General features: G+C 31.8%; 29 protein-coding genes. 10 read left to right on the top strand and 19 right to left on the bottom strand.

Going from position 1 to position 25,341, the window contains the following annotated elements:
- Positions 1–496, bottom strand: a 496-nt coding sequence (locus ASJ80_RS15945) for an LLM class flavin-dependent oxidoreductase (protein ID WP_143747737.1), incomplete at its 3' end; no start/stop codon positions are given.
- Positions 497–1,421: 925 nt separating this feature from the next.
- On the opposite strand from ASJ80_RS15945, the gene ASJ80_RS15935 reads away from it, so the two are divergent.
- The 5 genes from ASJ80_RS15935 to ASJ80_RS15915 all read left to right on the top strand — a co-directional run bounded on the left by ASJ80_RS15935 (position 1,422) and on the right by ASJ80_RS15915 (position 6,238).
- On the top strand, positions 1,422–1,586 hold the full coding sequence (locus ASJ80_RS15935; protein WP_069584045.1) for a preprotein translocase subunit Sec61beta: 165 nt from the start codon (positions 1,422–1,424) through the stop codon (positions 1,584–1,586).
- A gap of 29 nt (positions 1,587–1,615) precedes the next feature.
- Positions 1,616–2,965: an adenylosuccinate lyase gene (gene purB, locus ASJ80_RS15930; RefSeq protein WP_069584044.1), complete on the top strand. Its 1,350-nt coding sequence runs from the start codon at positions 1,616–1,618 to the stop codon at positions 2,963–2,965.
- Between the two features lie 264 nt (positions 2,966–3,229).
- Positions 3,230–4,159 (top strand): hypothetical protein, encoded by a 930-nt coding sequence (locus ASJ80_RS15925; protein WP_069584043.1) that lies wholly within the window; start codon positions 3,230–3,232, stop codon positions 4,157–4,159.
- Positions 4,160–4,691: 532 nt separating this feature from the next.
- Positions 4,692–5,600: a DUF3566 domain-containing protein gene (locus ASJ80_RS15920; RefSeq protein WP_069584042.1), complete on the top strand. Its 909-nt coding sequence runs from the start codon at positions 4,692–4,694 to the stop codon at positions 5,598–5,600.
- Positions 5,601–5,830: 230 nt separating this feature from the next.
- Positions 5,831–6,238 (top strand): DUF126 domain-containing protein, encoded by a 408-nt coding sequence (locus ASJ80_RS15915; RefSeq protein ID WP_069584041.1) that lies wholly within the window; start codon positions 5,831–5,833, stop codon positions 6,236–6,238.
- Positions 6,239–6,310: 72 nt separating this feature from the next.
- On the opposite strand, the gene ASJ80_RS15910 is transcribed toward ASJ80_RS15915, so the two are convergent.
- The 13 genes from ASJ80_RS15910 to ASJ80_RS15855 all read right to left on the bottom strand — a co-directional run bounded on the left by ASJ80_RS15910 (position 6,311) and on the right by ASJ80_RS15855 (position 15,137).
- Positions 6,311–6,721, bottom strand: coding sequence for a DUF5518 domain-containing protein (locus ASJ80_RS15910; RefSeq protein WP_069584040.1), 411 nt, complete (start codon positions 6,719–6,721; stop codon positions 6,311–6,313).
- A gap of 221 nt (positions 6,722–6,942) precedes the next feature.
- A complete protein-coding gene (locus ASJ80_RS17250; protein ID WP_176720261.1) occupies positions 6,943–7,110 on the bottom strand; it encodes a hypothetical protein in 168 nt (55 codons plus the stop codon).
- A gap of 213 nt (positions 7,111–7,323) precedes the next feature.
- Positions 7,324–7,704 carry a DUF5518 domain-containing protein gene (locus ASJ80_RS15905; protein ID WP_069584039.1) on the bottom strand — a complete coding sequence of 127 codons (381 nt, stop codon included), beginning with the start codon at positions 7,702–7,704 and terminating at the stop codon, positions 7,324–7,326.
- Between the two features lie 228 nt (positions 7,705–7,932).
- Entirely contained in the window at positions 7,933–8,331 is a 399-nt protein-coding gene (locus ASJ80_RS15900) for a DUF5518 domain-containing protein (RefSeq protein WP_069584038.1), read from the bottom strand.
- A 142-nt stretch (positions 8,332–8,473) separates the two neighbouring features.
- Positions 8,474–8,806: a DUF5518 domain-containing protein gene (locus ASJ80_RS15895; RefSeq protein ID WP_069584037.1), complete on the bottom strand. Its 333-nt coding sequence runs from the start codon at positions 8,804–8,806 to the stop codon at positions 8,474–8,476.
- Between the two features lie 115 nt (positions 8,807–8,921).
- Positions 8,922–9,272, bottom strand: a complete 351-nt coding sequence (locus ASJ80_RS15890) for a DUF5518 domain-containing protein (protein ID WP_069584036.1) — start codon at positions 9,270–9,272, stop codon at positions 8,922–8,924.
- Positions 9,273–9,439: 167 nt separating this feature from the next.
- Positions 9,440–10,558 carry a response regulator gene (locus ASJ80_RS15885; RefSeq protein ID WP_069584035.1) on the bottom strand — a complete coding sequence of 373 codons (1,119 nt, stop codon included), beginning with the start codon at positions 10,556–10,558 and terminating at the stop codon, positions 9,440–9,442.
- A 51-nt stretch (positions 10,559–10,609) separates the two neighbouring features.
- Positions 10,610–11,419: a helix-turn-helix transcriptional regulator gene (locus ASJ80_RS15880; protein ID WP_069584034.1), complete on the bottom strand. Its 810-nt coding sequence runs from the start codon at positions 11,417–11,419 to the stop codon at positions 10,610–10,612.
- A gap of 478 nt (positions 11,420–11,897) precedes the next feature.
- Positions 11,898–12,578: a hypothetical protein gene (locus tag ASJ80_RS15875; RefSeq protein WP_069584033.1), complete on the bottom strand. Its 681-nt coding sequence runs from the start codon at positions 12,576–12,578 to the stop codon at positions 11,898–11,900.
- Between the two features lie 288 nt (positions 12,579–12,866).
- Positions 12,867–13,385: a hypothetical protein gene (locus tag ASJ80_RS15870; RefSeq protein ID WP_069584032.1), complete on the bottom strand. Its 519-nt coding sequence runs from the start codon at positions 13,383–13,385 to the stop codon at positions 12,867–12,869.
- A 36-nt stretch (positions 13,386–13,421) separates the two neighbouring features.
- On the bottom strand, positions 13,422–13,964 hold the full coding sequence (locus ASJ80_RS15865; RefSeq protein ID WP_069584031.1) for a hypothetical protein: 543 nt from the start codon (positions 13,962–13,964) through the stop codon (positions 13,422–13,424).
- Positions 13,965–14,304: 340 nt separating this feature from the next.
- Positions 14,305–14,652: a hypothetical protein gene (locus ASJ80_RS15860; protein ID WP_069584030.1), complete on the bottom strand. Its 348-nt coding sequence runs from the start codon at positions 14,650–14,652 to the stop codon at positions 14,305–14,307.
- Complete coding sequence (locus ASJ80_RS15855; protein WP_069584029.1) at positions 14,622–15,137, bottom strand: GIY-YIG nuclease family protein; 516 nt, start codon at positions 15,135–15,137, stop codon at positions 14,622–14,624. The genes ASJ80_RS15860 and ASJ80_RS15855 overlap by 31 nt, the downstream gene beginning before the upstream one ends.
- Before the next feature lie 331 nt (positions 15,138–15,468).
- Here ASJ80_RS15855 and ASJ80_RS15850 point away from each other — a divergent pair, with 331 nt between their 5' ends.
- Entirely contained in the window at positions 15,469–15,894 is a 426-nt protein-coding gene (locus ASJ80_RS15850) for a hypothetical protein (protein ID WP_069584028.1), read from the top strand.
- Between the two features lie 66 nt (positions 15,895–15,960).
- Here the strand turns inward: ASJ80_RS15850 and ASJ80_RS15845 are convergent, their stop codons facing one another.
- From ASJ80_RS15845 to ASJ80_RS15835, 4 genes are all read right to left on the bottom strand, one after another.
- Positions 15,961–16,572, bottom strand: a complete 612-nt coding sequence (locus ASJ80_RS15845) for a zinc ribbon domain-containing protein (protein WP_069584027.1) — start codon at positions 16,570–16,572, stop codon at positions 15,961–15,963.
- A gap of 152 nt (positions 16,573–16,724) precedes the next feature.
- Positions 16,725–16,880, bottom strand: a complete 156-nt coding sequence (locus tag ASJ80_RS17245; protein WP_176720260.1) for a hypothetical protein — start codon at positions 16,878–16,880, stop codon at positions 16,725–16,727.
- 172 nt (positions 16,881–17,052) lie between these two features.
- Positions 17,053–18,597 carry a hypothetical protein gene (locus ASJ80_RS15840; RefSeq protein ID WP_069584026.1) on the bottom strand — a complete coding sequence of 515 codons (1,545 nt, stop codon included), beginning with the start codon at positions 18,595–18,597 and terminating at the stop codon, positions 17,053–17,055.
- A gap of 280 nt (positions 18,598–18,877) precedes the next feature.
- Positions 18,878–19,093 (bottom strand): hypothetical protein, encoded by a 216-nt coding sequence (locus tag ASJ80_RS15835; RefSeq protein WP_069584025.1) that lies wholly within the window; start codon positions 19,091–19,093, stop codon positions 18,878–18,880.
- 143 nt (positions 19,094–19,236) lie between these two features.
- On the opposite strand from ASJ80_RS15835, the gene ASJ80_RS15830 reads away from it, so the two are divergent.
- Positions 19,237–19,530 carry a hypothetical protein gene (locus tag ASJ80_RS15830; RefSeq protein ID WP_069584024.1) on the top strand — a complete coding sequence of 98 codons (294 nt, stop codon included), beginning with the start codon at positions 19,237–19,239 and terminating at the stop codon, positions 19,528–19,530.
- A 13-nt stretch (positions 19,531–19,543) separates the two neighbouring features.
- On the opposite strand, the gene ASJ80_RS15825 is transcribed toward ASJ80_RS15830, so the two are convergent.
- Positions 19,544–19,930, bottom strand: coding sequence for a hypothetical protein (locus tag ASJ80_RS15825; RefSeq protein ID WP_069584023.1), 387 nt, complete (start codon positions 19,928–19,930; stop codon positions 19,544–19,546).
- A gap of 445 nt (positions 19,931–20,375) precedes the next feature.
- Between ASJ80_RS15825 and ASJ80_RS15820 the strand changes: the two genes are divergently transcribed.
- The 3 genes from ASJ80_RS15820 to ASJ80_RS15810 all read left to right on the top strand — a co-directional run bounded on the left by ASJ80_RS15820 (position 20,376) and on the right by ASJ80_RS15810 (position 25,274).
- On the top strand, positions 20,376–21,617 hold the full coding sequence (locus ASJ80_RS15820) for a metal-dependent hydrolase family protein (protein WP_069584022.1): 1,242 nt from the start codon (positions 20,376–20,378) through the stop codon (positions 21,615–21,617).
- Positions 21,618–22,235: 618 nt separating this feature from the next.
- Positions 22,236–23,009, top strand: coding sequence for a hypothetical protein (locus tag ASJ80_RS15815; protein WP_069584021.1), 774 nt, complete (start codon positions 22,236–22,238; stop codon positions 23,007–23,009).
- A 225-nt stretch (positions 23,010–23,234) separates the two neighbouring features.
- A complete protein-coding gene (locus ASJ80_RS15810; protein WP_069584020.1) occupies positions 23,235–25,274 on the top strand; it encodes a copper-translocating P-type ATPase in 2,040 nt (679 codons plus the stop codon).
- Positions 25,275–25,341 lie beyond the last annotated feature (67 nt).

Here is a 25,341-nt window from a genome sequence, read left to right as displayed (position 1 = left end):
CAGATACTTCACCAGCGGTTTTAAGCATCATAGGACCTTGTGCACCCATGTAAATTGGGATTTTTTCCTGAACAGCTTTGGTACCACCTAATTGTGCACCGCTGTCTGTTTTTTTACCAGCCATTAATGTTTCCATCATGGTGATTGCACTTTTAATTGTGCTTACTGGTTTTGTCCATTCAATTCCTAATGCATCGAAAGTTGCTTTGTCACCAGGACCAATACCTAATGTAGCCCTTCCGTTTGAAAGTTCATCAAGTGTTGTAATTGCAGAAGCAGTTATTGCTGGGCTTCTTACATATGGGTTGGTTACACCAGGACCCATTTTGATGGTTTCAGTTCCTTCGGCAAGTAATGCCAGGGTTTCGTACACGTTCTTGTTGTTGTAGTGGTCTGTAATCCACGCGTATTCAAAACCTACATCTTCAGCTAATTTGACTAATTTAACTATTTTGCTTATAGGTTCATTTGGAACAAATTCTATACCAAATTTCATATTATTACCTCCAAATTCTTTGATTTTAGGCCACCAAACATAAATGTTCGGGCATTCGAAAATCGAAGTCTACAAAAATCTTTGATTTTTGTGGCGTGCAAAAATTTAAATTTTTGCAGTTGCGAAACAAGTTTCGCAAACGTCAAATCAAAGTTAGAAAGATATTTACAAAATCTCTCAAACCCTTCGGGTTTGGAGCTCTCGAAAATCACAGATTTTCGGGGCACCGAAGCTCTGCTTTCGAATGAACAAACCAGAAGTTTGTAAGCTTCGATTTTGTAGCAGCGAACACGAAGTGTTTGCATGCTTTGCATTTTTCAACATGAAAAATCAAAGATTTTTTTAAGATTTGACAGATTTTCGAAAGTTCGAAAAACCATAGGTTTTCCTCAACCTCCTAAACTTTAGGTAATTTATAACCAATGGTAAATATTTTATAAAACCACTGGTCATAATTTAGGATAACTGTCGGTTATTGTTTATAAATGTTTTTGTTTTTTCTTAAACCATATTAAAAAATCATAATAAATCAAAGGACAGTGTTATAGTTATTATTCATTACTATCAAGCATACCCCTACCGAAGAAATCGATGATCTCCACTTAAATGGAATTTATGATAAATCACCATATAAAAACGCGGAATTACAAATAGATTATAAACAAAGGCATGCGATTAAAAATAAACATCTAATACTAATTATTATACAAAAGAAAGGAGCAATATCTCAAATAACTTTTATATAGCTTTATAAAAAAGTATGGTAATGTTTTATTGAAACTATTTAAGAAAAAATTAGAATATTTCTTAAATATTTATATCCCTAAATTTATAGGATATATAACATTTAAATTAATTTAATGATATATTTAATATCAAATTAGAATTAATTTTCATAATATAAATAAAGCTAATCGGTGATTTTATGGCAAAAAAAGATAAAAAAAGTCTCCCACCAAGTGGAGCCGGCCTTGTAAGGTATTTCGAAGAAGAAACAAGAGGACCTAAATTAACACCAGAACAGGTCATAATTGGAAGTGCACTACTAGGAGTAATCTGTATAGCACTACGTTTTACAGTATCAACTTAATTAAAAAATTTTAGACTAGAGAGATACACATGGCAATTCACCCTATTGAATACAGGTACGGAACAGAAGAAATGCGAAATGTCTGGGAAGAAGAAAATAAACTTCAAAAAATGCTCGATGTTGAAGCTGCACTTGCAGAAGCAGAATCTGAATTTGGATTAGTTCCAAAGGAAGCTTCATCCCAGATACGAGAAAAAGCAAATACAAAATATGTTACACTGGAAAGAGTAAAAGAGATTGAAAGACAAACCAATCACGATATTGCATCCATTGTAAAAGCTCTTGCAGAAGCATGTGAAGGAGATGCAGGAGAATATGTTCATTTTGGAGCAACCTCCAATGATATAATCGATACATCACAGTCACTTCTTTTTAGAGAATCAATAGAAATTTTAAGGGAAAAACTGGTTAAAGTTACTAAAACCCTTCTTAATCTAGCTGAAGAACATAAAAATACTGTTTGTATTGGAAGAACCCATGGACAGCATGCACTTCCACTAACTTACGGTATGAAATTTGCATTATGGGCGGATGAGTTCCACAGGCAGATTGAAAGAATGGACGAATGTAAAAACCGTTTATGCGTCGGTATGCTAACTGGTGCAGTTGGTACTATAGCAGCGCTCGGTAAAGAGGGTTTAGATGTTCACAAAAGAGTATCTGAAATCTTAGACCTTAAACCAGTTTTAATCTCAAACCAGATCGTGCAGAGGGACAACCACGCAGAATTCATTATGGACCTTGCAAATATAGCAAGTACCCTTGACAAAATTGCTGTAGAAATTAGAAGTCTTCAAAGGACTGAAATTAAGGAAGTTGGGGAAAAATTCGACCCTAAAAAACAGGTCGGCAGCAGCACAATGCCTCATAAAAGAAATCCAATTACAGCAGAAAGAATCAATGGAGTATCCAGAGTAATACGTTCTTACGTTACTCCTGCACTTGAAAACAACCCATTATGGCATGAAAGAGACCTTACAAACTCTTCCTGTGAGAGAATAATTCTTCCGGAGTCATGTATCCTTACAGATTACATACTCAATCTAACAAACAAATTACTCAACAATCTTGTCTTTTATCCAGAAAACATTGAAAGAAACCTTAACTGTACCCACGGACTAATAATGGCAGAAAGATTCATGGCAGAACTTACAAGAAGAGGAATGGGAAGGCAAACAGCTTATGCCCTGGCAAGAGACTGTTCAATGGAAGCTTACGAAAAAAATACGGGACTGCTGGATACAGTTTTAACAAATGATGAAATTAAACAGTATTTATCAGAGGCTGAAATTAGAGAAATAATGGATCCTCACACTTACATCGGATCATCTGTTAAAATAGTAGATAATGTTCTGGAAGCCTCAAAAGAATGGTTCTAACCATATTATTTCTTTTTTTATTGTTTATTACAGGCATTACTTATTTAACTTCCAATTTATTTAGAAACTCATTTTCATATTAACTCACCATTTTAGTTTTTTTAAATTGTTTATTTTAATTAAGCACCCGAGACATGATTTTATCCTTAACTCCACTAATTTTTCAACAAAGAGAGTTATTTCAGGATTCAAATAGAAAAAAATATATGTTAATGTCACAAAATATAAACTAAGTATAATTAGAACTTAAAAGGAGGTAAAAAAATGGTAGATGTAAAAGAAATTAAATCTGTGGAATTAGCACCGTTCACATTGATGTCATCATCGATACATGCAATTCTGGCATTTATTGCAGCTATAATAACTTTAATCGCATTCGGAATCATAGCAGCCTTAGTCCCTCAAGCTAGTGTCTTTGGATCAGTTATTACATCCGCAGGAGCCGCTTTAATTATAATATATCCCATAGCAGCATTCTTTATATACTTAGCTATAAGTTTCTTCACTATACTGCTTTACAATGGTTTAGCACCTAGATTAGGTGGTATAAAACTAGGATTAGAAGGAAATGAAGTAACAAATATCCCTGTAGTTTCGTTTTCACTAATATTAGCAGCCATAGAAACAATATGGGCCTTTATTATAGGAGTATTTTTAGCAGCTGCAATTACACCAGTATTTACAGCTTTAAGCAGTTCCATCCCAGTTGTATCACAGGCTATTGCCAACGCCACCAATGCTACAAACATGACCATCCCTACAGGACAGGCTGTAGCAGCAGGAGGAGTATTCTTAGCCATAATCCTCATTATTGGACTGCCAATAATGGCGTTTATATTTGGATTTATTGGTAATGCATTAGCAGCGATATTCTACAACTATATAGCCACAAAAGTTTCTAAAATACAGTTAAACTTTGATGCAGTTACTGGAACATTGAAAAACCTGACTTCTATACCTGTTGTACCAGCATCACTGGCTGTAGCAATCGTTTTCACTATATTTGGGCTTCTCAGAGGACTTGCAGATCTAGCCTCACTCAGTGCAAATGGAAACGTAGCTGGAGGAGTTGGAGCACTAATAGCATCCATAGTTGGTTATTTCATAATGTATTTCATAGGAACCGCGCTGATAACAATATTCTACAATGCATTAGCTCCAAGAATTGGTGCAGTTAAACTGGAACTTGAATAAATTAATTCCCTACTTTTTTATTTTTTAATTTTAAAATTGGTAATACATTAAATCCTATTTTTTAAGTTTATATAACTTTTAGCATATTTTTTAGTTAAATATCACCTTTGAAATTCAATTAAATGATTTTAAAATTAAAGAAAATGTTATATAAACCAGTGAATAATTACAAATTAGAATAACTTAAAATGAGTTTGAGGAAAACTGTCAAAATCAGAGATTTTCGACAGCTATGTTTTCCGCATATTGAAAACGTTTGAAAGGTTTTTTGGAGTTCTCGAAATCTTCCAAAATTCTACGAATTTTGAACGCACAAAACCAAAGGTTTTGTTAGCTCCGATTTCGGAGCCCTTGAACACAAGTGTTCAAAGCATCAAAAGACTGAAAGTCTTTTGAATGCATGAAACAGAGTTTCGCAAGCTTTGTCTCGAAGCCACGAAACTATCGAAAATCTACGATTTTCGATGCAGCAAAAACTTTGTTTTTTGCAAGCTTCGTTTGTACGGCACTCAAAGATTTTGGAGGTAAATGCATGGTCGACATTAAAGAAATCAAATCAATTGAAATTGTTCCTTACACATTAATGACATCATCTATTAATGCAGTATGGGCTTTCCTGTATGCAATATTTACATTAATTTTAGGACTAATACCCTTTGCAATCTCACCAACTGCAGCTAACTCAACTGCACTATGGTTTTACATTGCATCTATCGTTTCTTCACCGGTAGGCAGCTTTGTTCTAGGAGTCCTTCAGTCATTTTTATTTGCATTAATTTACAATTTATTAGTCCCCAAACTTGGTGGAATTAAACTTGGACTTGAAGATCTAAGGGAAATAAAATCGATTCCAGTGATGCCGTTTGCACTAATAACTTCTACCATTTCAGCAATTTTTGTACTTATAATTGCCTTAATTGTTATGCCTTTAGTTGCAGCATACATCCCTGTAGTATCACAAATAGCAAGTTCACTGCCGCTAAACGGGACAAATGTAACTGCAGAAAGCATATCCTCATTAGGAACATTTGGAGTTATAGGATCTATATTATCCATTATAATACTGCCAATAACAACATTTGTAATTGTATTTGTAATAAATGTAATATTAGCTGCATTATACAACTTAATAGCGCCAAGGGTTGGTGGAATTAAGCTTGAATTTACAGCAGATGCAGAAAATATGTATGAGATACTGTCAGTTGCACCAGTACAGCTGGCGTTAATAACTGCAATTATTGCAGCTATATGCGGAATTATCATTGGAATAATCGCAGTTATAATCAGCGCACTATATGGAGTTGCCATCATAGGAGTTATGTTCCTGGCCGGATTTACAATCGGATTCATGGTAGGTGCATTTATAGCATATGCAATTTTAGCATTGATATATAACTTCTTAAGGCCAAAAATCGGCGGGATCAAGTTAGAACTACAGTAAAATCATTATTTAATTTTTTCTTTATTTTTCTTTTTAATTATTGGATATAACGCTGAATTGAATCTTCATATTAGACATCCTTAAAACCGCTGATTTATGTGTTGCCAGTTAAAAGTTACCTATAAAACAGATAAAATACTAGATAATTTTGTTTGATTAAATATTAGATACATTTAACTAAACCGTTAAATTGATTCATATAATTATTTTACTGATTAAAACGTGATTTTATGCAAAAACAGGTTATAAATTGTAGAAAAATTTCTAAAGGACATGCCCGGGGAGAAGTTATAGTTACAAAAGATTCTATAAGTTTTTTAGGTGGAGTAGACCCAAAAACAGGAGTTATAATTGATTCACAGCATGAATTGTACGGTAAAAAAATAAGTGGAAAAATTCTTGTAATTCCCTCTGGAAAAGGATCCACTGTAGGATCTTATGTTATATTCCAGATGGCAAAAAATAAAACCGCTCCCAGTGCGATAATATCATTAAAAGCTGAACCTATTATTGCAACAGGCGCAATAATGGCAGAAATACCCATGGTAGACCAACCAGATGCAGATATTTTAAATATTTTAAAAGAGGGAGATATTGTTGAAGTTGATGCTGATTCGGGCATTATAAAAATAAACTGAACTATGATTTTGACTTATTAAATCAATATACTTATTTTAAAAGAAGTAAGAATGAATTTAAGGATTCATTCTTTAATAATTTTCATATCCTCTTCTACCTGCAGATTGTACATATTCTCCTATAGCTCCGCCAATAGCAGAAAGAATTCCACATATGAACACTGCAAGTATTGTAAAGAAAATTACAATTAAAATTCCCAGTGCTCCTACTGCAAGTCCTATTTGTGCCGCTAAAATTGCTATTACGGCAGCTATTATCCCAATACCAAATAGTGAGAGAATTCCAATTATTAAACCACCAATAACTCCCGCTAAAGCGCCATTTATTATACCACTTTCAAATTCATTTTTCATCAAATAAACTGCTAAAAAACCGCCCACTATTGGCCCTAAAAAGAACAATGGGAAAAACACAAGGGCAAGAACAATAGTTAAACCAGCAGTCACTATTCCACCTATTCCAACAGCTGTCCATTCAGTCATTTTATCACCTCAATCTTGAGTCAGTATGCATTATGTCCTTAATCCCTAAAATACTTATTTTGCTACAGGGTAATCCCATTAGTTTAATAATGAATTTTAAAAAATAAATGAAAAATATAAGATAATAACTTAATATAACTAATTTAAGCTTCTATTTTCAAAATCTGCCCCTTAGCCAATGTTCCTAAGATCCAACCCGATTAATTCAAGTACTGCACCAATTACAATGCCCTAATTGCACAGATAGCCATAATAACAATTAACAGTTCTAAATAACTTCTAAAAACAGGGACTAGCTCTCTTATGCCCAAAATTATAAATACCGCTGCAAAGCCCGCCAAACCGCTTGAAATATTTCTATTTATGATATTATCCACATAACATATCATTTATATACACAACAAGGAAACCGGCAATTATTGGTTCTAATACATGTAGCAAACCTCTTAAAATGCAGATATGCCCAAGCACCTGCATCATACCACATCAATGTAGTTATAAATCCAATAAAGACGTTTTTCAGTTTAAAATCATTTTATTTTAGATTAATTAAAACAAAAAATAAGATATTTTCAGTTAATTAAAGGTTATATCTGATATTATTAAGTTACAGGTTTTTCTTTTGATGTTCCTGATTCTTTTATAATGACCCCTATTGTTCCACCAATAGCTCCAACAACTGTCCAGATAACGATTAATAAAATCATTGCATCCAACCCAACTGCTGCTTCCATTATTCCCAATAACGCTTTAAAACCCATAATAGAAAAGATTCCTGCGATTATTGCCCCTATAGTACCCACTAGTGCACCATGAACTGTGCCATTTGTATAGTTTCCACTAACAGAAAAACCTACATATATCGTTGCTAAAAGTACACCTGCATATTCGCCCCATGATCCCGATATCATTTTAAAGAGCGTTGCCAGTATTATTGCTAAGATTATACCATTTATTATGGGTGTCGATTTTATTTCAACCATCATTTCACCCATTTTCATTTATCTATGTTTAAATATTAATACATTTCTTATTTATTTTTAAATCTATATCCAAACTTAACAAAATACATGCCATGCAGTTAAACTAGTCCCAAGATATATTTGAAAATATTTAACCCTGTTTACATGTCTAAATTAACCTTTTAAACCTTTAAAAAAGTTAATCTATAAAAAAATAAAAAAAACAGTTTTCATAACTATTTTAAGATTTTAAACTGCAGGCTCTTCTTTTCTTGAGAAGTACACGCTGATGATGAACCCAATAATACCGCCAATGGCCCCAATAATACCATAAAGTGTTGATTCTAGCACTAAAACTGTTAGTGAACCAGTGGTTACTACAAAAGTTCCAAAAATGGCTCCTGTAACAATTAAAGATACTAATCCCCCAATGAAACCTATAATTGCACCATAAATTGCGCCATTTATATAATTCCCATCAATACTGTAACCAACATATATGGTTGCTAAAAGATATCCAATAATTTGTCCAGTATTGCCCCCATTTGATCCAAAAGCTGCCCCAATGGTTAATCCAATGAATCCCAGAAATTCAGATAATACTACCGCTAAAATGAAACCAATAATTACAGTTCTCCAGTTGACCATGTTTTGACTTCCTTAGTTTTTAATATAGTTACACTTTGTATTTTCTTCTTAAATACTTAAAATATTCTCTAATTAATTAAAAAACAACCTGAATTTCAATTTTTTATTTGATCACTTAAAATGATAATTCAAAACAACTTATTTACGTTATCATAGCTCCAAAAGCTCCCCCAACCGCGCCTAAAATTACATCAGCAATTATCTCAACCAGTAAAAGAACACCGAATGATTCCATTATATAGGGCCCTCCCCCCACAATTAATACAATGATTACAGCAACTATCCCCCCAAGAATTCCAATTAATCCGCCGTGAATAGCTCCATTCATCCAATTATAATTAACCATGTACCCTACAATTATACCTGCGGTTATAACACCAATATATGAACCAAAACTTCCAATAACCTGGTTTAAAATTGAAGTAAAAATAACTGTGAGAATAAAACCAATAATTACTGCCTTCCAGTTTACCATGTTAATTCCTCAATTAAAATATAACTGTAGTTAGACTATCATCATATAAAAAAAGATGGTTAATTCCCATAAAACGAGATTATTTCATTAATATCTAAAAAAAGAATAAAAAAAATTACATTTTTCTTCCAGTTACTGCAGAACCTATAATGCCTCCAATTGCACCTACAATAATATCAATTATCCATGCAATTATTAAAGCTGCACCTATTATTGATCCGGCTAAACCAAATGAGGAACCAATTAATAATCCCAGTATTAAGGCTATTATTCCTCCTATAAGGCCTGCTATTCCACCATGCACTGCTCCTGTTACTATATCTGTATCAACCATGTATCCCACTACTATACCTGCTATTAACACTGCTATCATTGGACCATAAATGAGAGAAACCATTCCAAAAATTATTGCAAGTACTATGGCTATAATAGCCCCTATGATTACTGCTCTCCAGCTAACTATCATAGTTCTCACCCCCTTTATTATTAATTTATACTATATTTTTATTAATAATCCCTAATATATTTTTCTTTAAGCTGTGGCTTTTTGGAAAAAATAGGCTTAAAAAAGTTAGTATTTAAAAATAAGAGTAATTAAAATGTTTTAAATGAATTTTTAAAAGGTTAAAAAAATTAAAAAACAATTTTAAATTCAGTTCCGCCCTTGACATTAAGTTCAATTCTTCCATTAAGCTGTTTTACTAATTTATTTACAAGTCTTAAACCCGAAGTTTCTGCATGTTCAAGTTCAAAACTTTCAGGGAGACCACTACCATTGTCAGACACACTTAACCATGTTTTATCGTTGGAATGGAATTTAATTTGTACTTTCCCTTTAATTTCAGATTTAAATGCATGTTTAATAGAATTTGTAACAAGCTCATTAATAATAAGGCCACATGGAATTGCAACATCAATATCAAGGGGTATACCTTCAATATCCGTCTCAAGATTGATTAAATTAGAATTGACCCCATAGAAATCAAATAAATAATCTGTAAGATCTATAATATACTCTGCAAAATCAATCATTGCAAAATCCTCAGACTGGCAAAGCTTTTCATTAATTAATTCAACAGCTTTTGCACGGTTTTCAATTTCCTGATTAAACTCATTGGAATTCTTACATCCATTTTGCAAATATTCACTGTCTATTATACTTATAATTGTCTGCAGACTATTTTGAATTCTGCTTTGAATTTCGTCGAGAAGTATCTTTTTCTCCTCTAGAGATGCCCTAATTTCTTCTTCTGCCCGTTTACGTTCATTTATTTCTATTCTAAGTTGTTTATTTGCTTCTTTCAGTCCAAGAGTACGCTTTTCAACCAGTTCCTCCAGATGATCCCTGTGTTTTACCAGCTCTTCTTCTATCTGTTTCCTTTCAATTGCATAAAATATAGAACGTGTCAGTAATTTACCATCAACTTCTCCTTTCATCAGATAGTCTTGAGCTCCTTCATGTACTGCATCCAATGCAGCTTCCTCATCAGCAGCACCGCTCAATATTACAATGGGCAGATGAGGGGCATTTTTATATGCTTCAATGAATGTTTCAATCCCAAAGGAGTCCGGTAGATTAAGATCAAGTAATAATACATCAAATTCATCATTTTTAATAGATTTAAGTCCTTCATCCAGACGTTCCACATGTTTAAACTCAAAACTAAATGAAGGAATTTCCTTAAGCATTTCCTGTATCAACCGGACATCTTTAAAATTATCTTCTATTATCAAAATCCGAGTAACTTTCATCTTATTAATACACTCCGATGATTTTTAATTTTAACCCTTAACCCAGTTAAACTACAGTTTAACCTCTTCAGCTTTCTTTAAATAATGTTCAAACAGTCGGTTTCCCCATTCAATCGCTTCAGCATCTTCATCTATTAAATATTTATGAAGATCGTATATTCCATCAGTTGAAAACAAGCCCAGTGCAATAAATTTATCTGTTACTGTAAAAGACATTCTTGCATCATCTATCTTCCATATTTTAAAATCTTTTTCTTCAGTCGCTTTTTTTAAGTTTTCTCTGCCCTTTATTTCGATCCATTTATCCAGTATTTCCGGTGTTACCATAAGCTGCAGTGAACTGCTTTCCAGTAAATCCTCGAACATCTCTATTTTTTGAGGAAGAAGGACTGAAGATATGTAATTAATCTCTTTGGCCTTTGATAAAAGTTCGGCATAAACAGTATGGGGTTTCATAACATCTGTAGGTGTAGACTCAATTACTACCGAGTTTTTTAAACTACCAATAGTTTCAAGCAAATATTCAGGGATAGCCTCTATTTCATGCCTTAAAAATATTTTTTCAAGTTCTCCCAGAGAGGTGGAAGCTTTTATGAGGCTTATTAAATGAATTGCGACAATTTTGCCGGTTTGAGAAAGGGAATAACCTCCAGACTGTTTAAGTATGAAATTTTTTTCATCGAGCTGGTTCATTCCATGTAAAATAGTTGCTGAACTCAAATTTGTTTCGTCTTTAAGGTCGCGTAAACTTTTTAATCCACCATTTAAAGTTATAATAATCCTTGTTCTAACATCAGAAGCTGTGAGAAACTTTAAATCATCTCTTACTTTCCCATAAAGCTTTAAAATCTCTTTAGACATATTTTTCCCCTTCAAATCAAATAATAATTATTATCATTGCCATCTTATGCCAATAGTATGAATTTATCATTTAATTTATATTTTAATTAATTAAAATAATGAATTACTCATTATCTAAAGATAAGAAATCAATCAAATACATCAAGTTGATAAAGAACAATTTGTTTTTTTTAGTTATTATTTTTTATCATATGAGATTCATAACTCCACACATCAAAGAAGCAGTATCCTAAATTAATATTAATTGTCTTAAAGCCACAAAATAAGATTAGTTTATTATATAACCTTTTAAGTTGTAATTGAAAGTTAACATACATTATTTAGACTTTAATACTGATAAAATTGATTTATTAATAAATTAAATAGAGTTAAATAACATAAAATTATATGGAAAATAAAATATGACAAAATATTTAGTTTCTATGAAAATAAAAGCATTAATAAAGTTAAAAATGTAAATAAAAATGAAATTTTATGTTTATCCCCCTTTATTCATTTTATCAAGCTCTTTTAACCCGTGATTATATTCTCTTTCTCCCATTTCATTATTGTCAAATAAAGATTTCAATTCAGCAGCAATACTTTCACGGGTAACTTTTTCTTTTCTATCCATAATGTTAGTAACTGCCATTCTAAGCTGTGGATATTCATCAGTGATATCTAGCAGAGTAGACGCCCTCTGGGTTTCTGGGTTATCTTTAAGCTGAACACTGATAACTTCTAAATTAACCGCCTTAGCATTTATACTCGATGGTGCAACAGCTTTAACCGTGACCCGAGAGATATTATCATTAACAGATTTTCTAAAAGTTTCAAAGTCAACTGAATAACTATCTTCCAAATTTGTCATGGATTTATTAACAACATGATTTAAACTGTCAATAAAACTGTAGACCCTTCCTCCCCTTTCACCATAAATAGTGCCATTTTCAGGATAATAAGAAGTTATAAGCCCACAAATCCATTTAACCTGAGTATCATGGTCTGTTATTATTATATAAAACTCATTTATCTCTTTCTTTTTGACCTCTCTTTTTTTAATATCCCCCACATAAATCTCACCGGAAATTTCTTCTTGAGGCACTAATTCATTTAAATATTTAACAGCATAATTTTCAGTCCTTTCTTTACCACTTTTTTTTATCCCCAAATCCAGCATATAATCACCAACCGATCCGTACTGTAGTATTATTTGTTAATGATTCTATATTACTATTTTTGATAACCAGCAGTATTATAAATTATTATATAGATTTCAATTTAAGACGGTGATTTCTCGATTAACTGGATTGAGATTGTAATTTAAAAGATAACTACATATAAAACATGTTAATACAGGAAAATCCCATATATTTACAAATTTAAGCGCCAATAAATAAAAAAAATAAGTAAATTGTCTGATTTTTGATTTGAAAAATATCAAGTTTAAAAAAAAAGAAGAATTGAATTAATTCAATAATCTTATTTCAATTGAATTAGACTGCACCCTGCGTATAACACCTTTACTATCTTTGAAACTGAGATAAATGCCACCAATTGTATACTGGCTGTTTAATTTAACACCACTATCATACCACGATGCTAAATCATTATCAGTTGGAACATATTCCATATATGTATATTTTTTAGTTTGGCCAGGATCTAAAGTACCAATATCTTTTCCAAAATCTTGAGACCATACTTCAACACCATATACCTTGTTTTTCCCGTTGTTTGTTACTGTATAATATATAGGCACGCTTGTACCTCTTTTTTGAGGTGTTCTAAGCCCTTTTTGAGTTATGGTTACATCATTATATCTTGCACCATCTACGTTTGTTTCATTATCTTGAACTGTACCGTTAGGTGTTGCATTTTGAACTGTGTTATTTTGCTTTGTATAATTACCTTGTTGAGTGTAACCATAAGTTAAAACAACCATTCCTAGAATTACGAACACCAAGACTGCCATCAGCTTTTCATTCATAGTATACCTCAAAGCAATAAAAAAGAAAAAATCGGATTAATTCAACAGTTTTATTGAAATCTGATTAGAACGTACTCCATGTAAAACGCCCTTATCATCTTTAAAAGTAAGTATAATGCTTCCTAACTCCAATGAACCTGTCAATTTAACATTACTTCCTTCAAACCACTCTGTTAAGTCTTTATCAGTCGGTATATACTCCATGTATGTATATTTTTTAGTTTGGCCCGGTTTCAAAGTACCAATATATCTATCAAATTCTTGAGCCCCTACTTCTGCATCATAAATTGTCTTTTTCCCTTTATTTGTTACTGTGTAAGATATAGATACACTTGTACCTCTTTTTTGAGGAGTACTGGGTCCTTTTTGAGTTATTGTTGCATCATAATCTTTTAAAGTGCCCTTTACATCTTTTTGTTCACTATTTTGAGTTGTATTATTCTGTGTTGCATTTTGAATTGTGTCATTTTGAATCACACTGCTTTGTATTGTATTCTGATCTTGTTGAGTGTAGCCATAAGTAAGAACAGCCATCCCAATAACCACAAATACCAAGATCACCAATAGTCTTTTATCCATTTATATTCCCCTAGCTAATCAAATAAAATAGTTCTAGTGACCCAACGACATGCATAATGATTTTTTTAGATTATATCCATTTAGGTGGGATTTTTCATCGGCAGAACTATTAGTATTATCATATATCCATGGAAAAGAAGTATTAGTTAACACTTTCCGTAGTAAAATTATTTTATTATCCAATAATCTAAAACCAATATTATAATCAGGATATTAATCTCTAACCCATTTTATACGACTTATCATTTTAATATACAATCTTAAAAATAGTTATTTTATTTTAGAGGTGTTTGTTAATAGTATTAAATATTCAAATTAGTTTAAAAAGATGAAATAAAAGTTATAACAACATTACGCCGTATTCTTTCCTTAACCGTTTACATTCAAAAATAGCATCTTCCTTTAATAAAAAAGAACCAAATTTATGCTGTTTTTTGTTAATACTAAACGCAATAACCCATCTTCCCGATTTATGCCTGCTAACTCCAGGATAATCTTTTATAATAATTGGAGCATCGGTTACTTCCCTATAACTAAAATTATACCTGCTAAGCCTGCATAATCCTTTAACATTTCTTAATGATTCAGATTTAATTACCGTACCATGCTTTTGTAATCTGCGCTGTATAGTCGAGGCATGAGTATCATACAGTTTTGCTATTTCATCAATGTCAAAAGTAAATCCCAATATAAAAATGTTAAATAAGAATTATCTGGGAGATCCTGCCTATATCTTGGATTATTTTTACCATTTACAATTCCGCTATTTCTGACGGTTTCACCCATCTTTTTAGCTGTTTCCGGGTTTTTCATGGGGTTGTTTCTAGTTAAAAGTAGAGATTTATGTTTTTTCATTGAAGGGGTGTGTCTTACCCCTCCACCGCCAATTAACATATTATAGCCGTATTTTTGATTAGTACTTTTATATCTGGCAATATAATCCATTTCAAGCTTATCTAATGCTTTTTTTGATGTGGCGTAGTTTAAAACTTGAAAATTAAAAACATTTCCATATTTATTAAAACTGTTTTGTAAATGGCGGCTGTGGTGCGTATTCATTCTCAATTTTTTAAGGTGGTCTTTCCACCTTTTATCTGGTTTCCCTGTAGTTTGGCCAATATACACTTTATTCGTTTTATAATTTACAATTTTATAAATATACCCGTATACCATAAGTATACCCCTAAATAAGAAAACAATTAAATTCATTTTCAATAATGGAAGCGCGAATTTCTCTAAAATAATATTAAGGGCATTAAATAGAGGTGCTGTACCGCCCTTCTATTTATTATTAAATTTTGGAGATATCATACTTTATGGTACTAAAAAAGTAGGACTGTAATAGATTTGATTTATTTTTTGAATTCTTATTTAATTTTTAGAATGAGCTCGTTTTAGGGTTTCTTAAATAGTCTTTTTAATTGTCTTAGTAATGATTCACTATTTTTCATATATTATCTGTAGAACCAAAAGATTAATGTAAAAAATAGGAAGAATTTAATTTATGAAACTTCACCCGCTCATATCTATAATTTTGGGATTATTTGTGACCCTCCTATTGGTTATGATTCCCTTAGTGTTTGATGCACCCCCATTAGTGGGAAATGCTATGTTTATTTTTGCATTTATACTTGGAGGTTTTATAGCTACTTATTTCAGTAAAGACAAAAAAATAAGATATAGTATTTATATGGGGCTAATAGCAGCAGTCTTATTTTCAATCATAGAATCTCCAGATGGATTCAATAAATTACCGGCCATATTGCTCGGATTTATACAATTCCCAGGGATGTCACTTATTGGTGGTCTCCCTGGAAAAATAGATTACGAACGTGTCAAACAAACAAAGCAATTTGGCCCAATCATCGCAATTATAGCAATAATTGCTATATTTATCATTGGAATATCACTTTTTAATGTTTACTATTAATAATTAGATACATCACATAATAGATAGGATCCGCATGCAAAAAAATATCCAATATTTTTATTTTATTTAATCTAAAACTTTGTAACTATGATTTTTTCTGAATATTACAACTCCGATTAGACCGCCGGTTAATCCAAATATTGTTAAGGTCATAAAACCACCTATAAAAGAATAGTAATCCATTGTAAATCCAATTGAATAGACCATTCCTATTATTAAACCGATTATACATCCATTCAAATAACTTTTACCCGAAAAATAACCAGCCATAGACCCACTAATCAGTATCGAAATAAGAAATATGCTAAACTGCCCAGAGATGGATAAATGGCCAATATACATGACTGACAATATGAACAATATATTTTGAATTACAAAAAAAGCTATTAATCCAATCAAGATAGCTTTAGGTCTAATTATTTTTGGAAATAGTCTAATTAATCCCCCCATTGTTAATATAAGACCTAAAGGGACCAATAAGAGATTACTAATTATCCCTAATGAATCCAATATAATCAAAATAACGCCCATAATCGTTGTTAAAGCATAAATATAATGTTTATGTCCATTTTTTTCATCTTTAGTTATTTTCAAGTCTTTTGTTAAAGGAGTTCCACATTCTTGACAGAATTTAGCGGAATCATCATTTTTCTCCCCACAATTACTACAAATAACCATATATACACACCATTTTCATGTATGTTTGTTTGAGGTTATATAAATATGCCCATCTTTGTATTAAAAATGGAAGTAATTAATTTGTATTAGTATTACTTTGAGAACTTTCACAAAAAAGCGTTAAATCTATTTTTTGGTAACTTTAATTGAATCTAGTTATGGCCTTTTCCAGAAACATGAAAAGTTTCACCTTTCAAACTAGCAAGTAAAAATCTAAGTTCAGCTTCTTGAATTGCTTCCATAAGGTGCATATATTTGGTTTCAGGTGAGATTACTCTATTTAGTTTGAAACCGCTTTTATCAATCATTAATTAAATCATTTAAATTCTATTTTAAGCTTCTTGAGTTAGAGCGTTAGAAAAGTAACTTATTATATTTCAATTTTAATGAGTACGAAAACCTAAAATAAAAAAATTATCCATAATTTGTTTACCCTAATTTTGAGAATATATCTATACTAATATATATTCTAATTTAAGGTTAATCAAATAATTTAACGAAATCTTCAAAGCTTTTAATCGCTTCAAACACTATTATTTCTAAATCTTCATTTAGGTTATCTCCATGCATTACTTCATTCCTTTTTTTCCTTATTTTATCAACTAATTTATTCAATTTTTTACGAGAAATGGGAAAAGGACGAACAATATTACATTCTTTCAGTATTTGATAAGTTGAAGGAACATATGGAGCTATCAAATCCTTTTTAACAGCTTTATTAAATGTTTCTTCATCCATACAATTTTTTAGTTTATGATATTTGTAGTCAGGTATACCATCCAAATATTCCATAGCATTTTTGTTACCCCAAGCTTCACTCAAAATTTCCTGTGCCTTTAACATTAAATAGTTTTCAAATGCTCCATTAATAGCATAAATTGCTTCTTTATAATTTCTACGGAGTAGATAATCTTTCGCATCAAGTAATAAAGAATTCCATAAATCTAATCTATCTTTTTTAAGATTATTCATAAGTTCTTCTAATTTTTCTTGGGATAACCATGGATTTCCTAAGCTAATTTTAATCCTTTGACTATGAAAGTTCCTAATAGTATGTATTTTAATATTCCCCGCAGTTACCATACCTTTATAATTAGGAATCATCTTATGAAAAATATTTTCTAACCAATAATTATTAGTAGTAACTCTGTATCTTTCAATAAAAAAATTCATCACTTTAATTGTTTCAAGAATTGCCTTTGATGTCTTTTTATCTTGAGCTAAAATTTTTAATTCAATTATTTCATAAGGATTGACATACCTAAATGAAGTTAATTTTACTTTGGATCTAATAGCAAGACCATATTTATCTTCTACAATTTCAGCAAAGCATCCTTTACTTGGAATAGGACTTACGGGGCTTTCAAATAATTCTATTTCTATAATATGTTTGACATCATCATATTCAAATTCAATAGGTTCATCTGTAACTATTAATGGAAAAGGAATTTCAAATTCAATTGTAGTTTTAATATTGTCTTTTTCCCATGCTTCAATGATTTGTTTATCATCTAAAATTTCCTTTTTTAACTCTCCAGAAGTTATTTTACCTGCATTTTTAATCAGCTTCTGGTTTAATTCTTTAGCTTCAAGTATAAGATCTTTAGATTCATCACTTAAGCCCAAAAGTAACTTAGAATAAGAAAGAAGTCTATTTAATGAACATTTCCCTATAGTTTCAAGATTCGCATATCCTGACATATTTTTTGTTAATTCTAAACGATCTATAGCATCTTGATACTGATGATCATTAAGTAGCAATATTGTAAGTTCCAAACTTAAGATGCATAATGCTTTACTGAGCTTATCTTTCATTTCAGGAGATAATTTTTCAACTTCTGAAAAAATAATTTCTAAATAATATTTTTGATTAACTAAATCTCCGTTTTCTTTTGTCTCTTCATATTCTTTTGTTAATTCCATAATATGTTGAACATCAATATGATCTACCAAACCTTTACATATCAAATAAGTTTCATTAGGTTTTTTTAAATATGCATTCAATGAGTCCATATATTTACTCATAATAACACCTATTGCTGTTATTATTTAAAGTAAGTATAAAAGTTACTATTTTATAAATACAGAAATAAGCTAATTCTTAAAAAGAGTTAAGGATGACCGTGATCTTAAATGATCTCGATCATTAGTGCCTTTTAGTTTTTAAAATAGAATACTGTTGAAAAAGGAGGAGAAATTCCTTTTTGTTTAATTTAAAACAAATAATAACTTTTTTCCATGTGAAAAGTACTAAATTTAATTATAAGAAAAATAGTAGCTGTATTTTACTTAAATAAAAATAAAGTTATTTTTCTTGTTTCTTTATACAGTCACGCGCAATCAAAATCAATTTAGTGAGCTCCATCCCTATAGCTCCTTTTTTCATCATTCCAAAATCTTTAAACGCTTCATTTTCAAGGAATTCTGCAGCTTCTTTGGTTACCATACCCCTAACCATGATTCTTTCTGATTCTGACCAGTTCTTCTCTAATTGTTTAATTTCCTCTGATTCTCGCGACATTATAAAATATGTTTTTGAATATGTACTTATTTTTTTCTTCAAAGCATCAAGTAAGTATTTATATGTTTACTTATTATTATATAGCAACAAAGCAACAAGTTAAAAATAAGTAGTTTAAAGTATAGTTTGAAAAGGTGTTTGGAATGAGTAAAGCTAAAAATAGCGATTTGAAACATGAAATGAAGAGTATTAAAAACGAATTGGCCGCTGCACTCATAGAAAATATGATAAAAACAAAAAGAACCGTTACAAAATCAGATGAAATCGAAAAATTGCAAAATACATCTCTCGATGTTCTTCTTTTAATTGATGAATTTAAAACTAGGTTTGAAAAAATTGGCGAAATAGCAAAAGAAATCGCTGCAAAAGACGGTAGAACCATTGTAACCTACGAAGACGCCGAAAAGGCACTAAAACAAATACCTATAAAAAAATGAAGGTAAAAAAGATTTAACTTATTGGTGTTGCGTTTATAACCTGTATTGTAATATGATCTAATTTTTTCTTAGCATTAGGAAAATCTGCTTCGCATCCTGTACTTTGATATTGATTATCTAAAGTTGGTACAAATACTTTATCCGTTCCTATAACTTCATTATCCACAGTATAACCTGTGGCTATAAATGTAATGTTTGCATATGACTTTTGAGCTTTACTTGTTATCCATGCATTAACACTCCATCCACCATCTTGTTGATATGGACTTGTTATTTGATCTAAATATATGTCCTGAACAGGATCTATCGCTTGCCCAGTTGAAGAACTATCAATACATCCAGAAATTCCAATAACAGCTACGATTAAAATTAAAACTAGAATTGGTGCTATTTTCTTCAAATTATCTCCCCTTTCTTTATGTTAAATAAGTATTTTCCAGATGATAATAATATTATTTACTATTATAGATAAATGGAAAGAATTATATTCTCTGTTCATAAATAATTAGATATTCTTGTTCTAAATCAATTAAAAAATAATTTTAAGCTTCTATGTATATTTAAAAAGAGAAGAACATCTACAGAATAGCATTATTTTGTACTATTAAAACTATAAAAAAACCAGAATCATCAGTATCATGAAAATAATTTTATCTTAAAGACCATACTAGTTAATAAACAATCCATAATGCCCAAATTACCACAAAAACCCCATAAATAGCTTTATTTCTATACATCCTTTAGAAATATAATTGTATCAAAAATTTTAATTTCAATGAGCACCATAATATAATTTGTTTTACTCTGATTTGGAAGGCAATTATATGTAAAAACCGGGGCAAAAAATGACAGCATATTCTCTTATCCATAACGGGACTTTAATTAACGGCACTGGAGATGAACCTCTCCTCAATGCAGCTATTTTAATTAAAGATAACGAAATTGTTGAAGTTGGTGAGGAAAACTCGATTTCTCTGCCTGAGGAGGAAATCAAAAGGGTTGACGCCGGCGGGATGTTCATTTTGCCGGGATTCATAGACACCCATATGCACTTAATGGCAAACGGGTTTAAAGATAAAGATACGCTCTACGATCCCCTTTCACTCTATTTCTATAAAGGCGCTGAAAACTGCAGGAAAACAATTGAAGCAGGTGTAACCACTGTAAGAGATGCAGGCCTTGCAGATCTAGGCGTTAAAATGGCAGTCGAACAGGGATTGATACTAGGCCCCCGGATACTGATCAGTGTAATGCCCCTTTCTATAACCGGCGGCCATTTTGATTTCTGGCGTGCTTCGGGTTTTGATATTAAAATTTCTTACCCAGGTCTCCCCGAACATATCTGTGATGGTGTGGAAGAAGTGCGTAAAAGAGTTAGGGAAATAATCCGCTGCAAAGCAGATTTTATTAAAGTAATGGTCACAGGCGGAGTTATGAGTGCCAATGACGGGCCAGAACATACACAATTTACAGTGGAAGAATTGAAAGTTGTGGTGGAAGAAGGGGAAAATCATGAGGGCATAAAAGTAATGGCACATGGACATGGGGCTGAAGGGATTAAAAATGCCCTTAAAGCAGGTGCTCATTCAATAGAACACGGAAGTTACCTGGATGATGAAGCAATTCAAATGATGATAGATCAGGGCACATACCTGGTGCCGACATTTGTAGTTATGCACCATAACAAAAAACTTGCTGAAGCAGGCGAGTTACCTGAATGGGGAATAGAACAAGCCCTTGAAATAGTTGATATACATAAAAAAAATATAAAGAAAGCTTATGAAGCTGGTGTTCGCATTGCAATGGGTACTGACTGCGGTGTTGTGTCCCATGGAATTAATCTGGAGGAATTAGGCTTTTTATGTGATATGGGGATGAGTGCAGAAGAAGCTATAGTAGCAGGGACTAAAACCGCCGCTGAATGCATTGGATATGAGGACAAAATTGGTACAGTTGAAGCCTCCAAATTAGCAGATATTATAATCTGTAAAAAGGACCCTATTGCCCATATAAAGTCTCTTGGAAATCCAGATAACATAATACTGGTAATGAAAGATGGAAAAATTGTAAAAGACCTCAGAAATTAATTATTTCCCCCTTAAATTACATTTTGAAGCATATTAATTATTTATATAATTTTTTTATATAATTCTAATTTTAAATACCTTATTAACTGATTTAGGGAAGATAAATGTCAAAAATGCAGTTTAGCAACTTATATATCCTACAATTTCATAATTTAAAAATGTAAATGTAAACTATCCAAAAATACATTCTCTCACTTAATTATACTATTTGGACACCATCACTTTATAAAAAATAGTTAAATTAAGAGCTTATTTCTGCATTTAGCAGTTAAGAAATTAAATTAGTTTATTATTAAAATTAGAAAGATTTATAAATATAAAATCTAAATTTAATTACTTCATATTTAATACGCCCATGTCCATGATCATGTGCACACTTCATGCTTTATGTTAAATTATAATATCAATTAATTATATGAAACTATATTTGGAAGAGTGTAATTTACTTAACCATATAACTCATAAAAATTCAAAGTAACATCGGCACAACCATTTAAACATGAGCGCTAATTTAAAATTTATAATATGTAAATCACATTGAAAAATAGTTACATAAATGGAAAATTTCAATTATAAATTCCATTTAGATGACTTTGTTAATTTTACTGGAGAAAAAAAATGAAATGGTGGTTAATTGCACTGGCTATTTTAGCCCTCATTATAGGTTACTCTTACATTACAGTTTCAAACGGCCCTATTGAGCCTTTAGGAAGACTTTCATTCGTTAAATTATCTAACCCTGACTTTTATCCAGGACATCCCCACTCTGAGCTTTTTGCACAGCAGGTTAATAAAACCGGTTCTAAAGTAGGTTTAATTGTACACATGTATGGAGGTTCCAATTATCGTAGTTACCAGGAAGGGGATATTTACATAATTGAAGTAGCCTATATCGACACTGAAGGTGCAGGTTCAGTAAGTTTAAATCATATTGACTTTTTAGACTCGTTTAAAGTAGCTTTATTTGGTGTTCCAGACGGCAGATATAAGTACATGTCTGACGGTCATGTTTACGACACTTACGACGAGATGATGGCCCATGTAAATGAACTTGCCGAAGAACACGGCCAGGAAGGCCCAATTCCAATGGCTTATCATGGAAATGTTCGAATTGGTAATCCGGTCTTAGAACCTGGAGATGGATTCCCATTATATTTCCAGGTACTAACAAAAACATACGGGATAATTCCTGCTTATATCTACATGATTTCAGGAATGCTCACCCCATACTTCAACAACCCCTATAGAAACTTTGAACTAGGACACGCTTCTCAGTTACAATATTACTACAACCATGGTTTACTCAACGAAAACTATACGGAAGTCAATTCAAGCACCAAATCATATTACCACAACCTGTATCAAAGTAACCTTGCAAAAGAATATGAATAAGTCAAATGAGATTTAAATTATCATTTAAATCGTGTTTTAGGAAAATAATATCCTAATTCATCTATTTTTATTTTTAATCTTTAAAAAATTAAAATTCTTCTTTTTTAAATGAATCCGCAGGATATTCTACAAAACCGTTATAATACTAAATTTACATATTATATTATACTAGTTCAGGACATCATCGGAGGAGTTAAAATTAATCAAGATGATTCTAACCATGAAATGGAACATATGCATCATGAAAAACATGGTAAAAAGGGTAAGTGCATTGTTTGTGGCCAGCAAATGGAAGAGGAACACAGAATACATGGTGAGCATGCCCATAAAGGTATGCTTGAAGATTTAAAAAGAAGATTCTGGATATCATTAATTTTAACTGTACCTATACTCATTTTATCCCCTACAATTCAAGAATTAATTGGATTTGGCACATCAATTAGATTTCCAGGAGATTCATATGTCTTATTTATTTTATCTTCCATTGTTTATTTCTATGGCGGCTATCCATTTTTTAAAGGGTTTTACAATCAACTAAAACTACGAGTTCCAGGAATGGACACATTAATTTCCGTTGCAATTACTAGCGCTTATTTATACAGCAGTGCAGTAGTTTTTGGTCTCATGGGCGAAGTATTTTTCTGGGAACTTGCAACATTAATTGATATTATGCTTATAGGTCACTGGTTGGAAATGAGATCTGTGATGGGCGCTTCCAGAGCTCTTGAGAAGCTGGTTAAGCTCATGCCGTCAAGTGCCCATAAACTAATGGATGATGGAAGTACCATGGATATTCCATTAGATAAATTATCGGTTGGAGATCATGTGCTTATTAAACCCGGCGAAAAAGTCCCTGTAGACAGTGAAATTATTAAAGGGAACACTTCTATTGACGAATCAATGCTTACAGGTGAATCACAGCCGGTTTTTAAAGATGTTAATGCTGAAGTAATCGGCGGATCAGTCAATGGAGATGGATCTATTACAGTTGAAATTAAAAAAACAGGAAAAGACTCATTTTTATCACAGGTTATAAACCTTGTTAAAGAAGCTCAAGAAAGTAAATCACATACACAGAATATAGCGGACCGCTTCGCAACAGGACTTACTGTAGTTGCCCTTAGCGGTGGATTTTTAACATTTCTAGTCTGGTTTATCTTTACTTCATTCGGCTCTGAGTTTGCGCTGGAGAGGGCTGTAACTGTAATGGTAATTACATGTCCTCATGCACTTGGACTAGCAGTTCCACTTGTTGTTGCGGTTTCAACAGCATTATCTGCACAAAATGGGCTTTTAATAAGAAATCGCGCATCTTTTGAAAAGTCAAGAGACATAAATGCCATAGTATTTGATAAAACAGGTACACTTACACATGGGAAATTCGGCGTGACTGACATCCTTCCTTTGGGTGAATACAGTGAAAATAAGATTTTAAAATATGCAGCTTCACTTGAATCCTACTCTGAACACCCTATTGCAAAGGGAGTCATAAAATCTGCAAAGGAAACTTTTAATGTTGAAAATTTTAAAGCAATCCCGGGAAAAGGAGTTCAAGGAATCATCGCAGGCAAAAAAGTTGAAGTGGTTAGTCCAGGATACTTAAAGGAAAAGAACATCCCTATTTCAAATGAAAATTTAAATGAACTCTCCTTTCAAGGAAAAACTATCATTTTTGTAATTATTGAAGGCAGGCTTAAAGGAGCAATTGCACTTGCAGATATTATAAGAGAAGAGTCCAAAGAAGCAGTACAAAAACTAAAAGATATGGATATTCAATGTATAATGATTACAGGAGATAGAAAAGAGGTTGCAGAGTGGGTAGCAAAGGAAATTAGCCTTGATAAATATTATGCAGAGGTTTTACCCCATGAAAAAGCCCAAAAAGTTCGAGAAATCCAATCTGAAGGATTAATTGTTGCTATGACTGGAGATGGTATTAACGACGCTCCTGCACTTGCACAGGCAGATGTGGGAATTGCAATCGGTGCAGGGACTGATGTTGCCATTGAAGCTGGCGATGTTGTTTTGGTAAGGAGCAATCCTCTTGATACTGTTTATGTAGTTAAGCTTGCAAAATCTACATACCGTAAAATGATCGAAAATCTACTATGGGGAACTGGATACAATGTTTTTGCAATTCCAATCGCTGCAGGCATTCTTTTTGCATATGGAATTATATTAACTCCCGCAGCAGGGGCCATATTAATGTCAGTAAGTACCATAATTGTAGCTTTTAACTCAAGATTCTTGAAAATAGAGAAATAAATTGAAAAATTTTGGGACATAAAAGTTGGATGTGATTTTATAGATAGAAACACTGCAATTGTATTAA

Source organism: Methanobacterium bryantii, assembly GCF_002287175.1.
Lineage (GTDB): Archaea > Methanobacteriota > Methanobacteria > Methanobacteriales > Methanobacteriaceae > Methanobacterium_D > Methanobacterium_D bryantii.
This window is presented reverse-complemented; position numbering and strand designations above follow the sequence as displayed.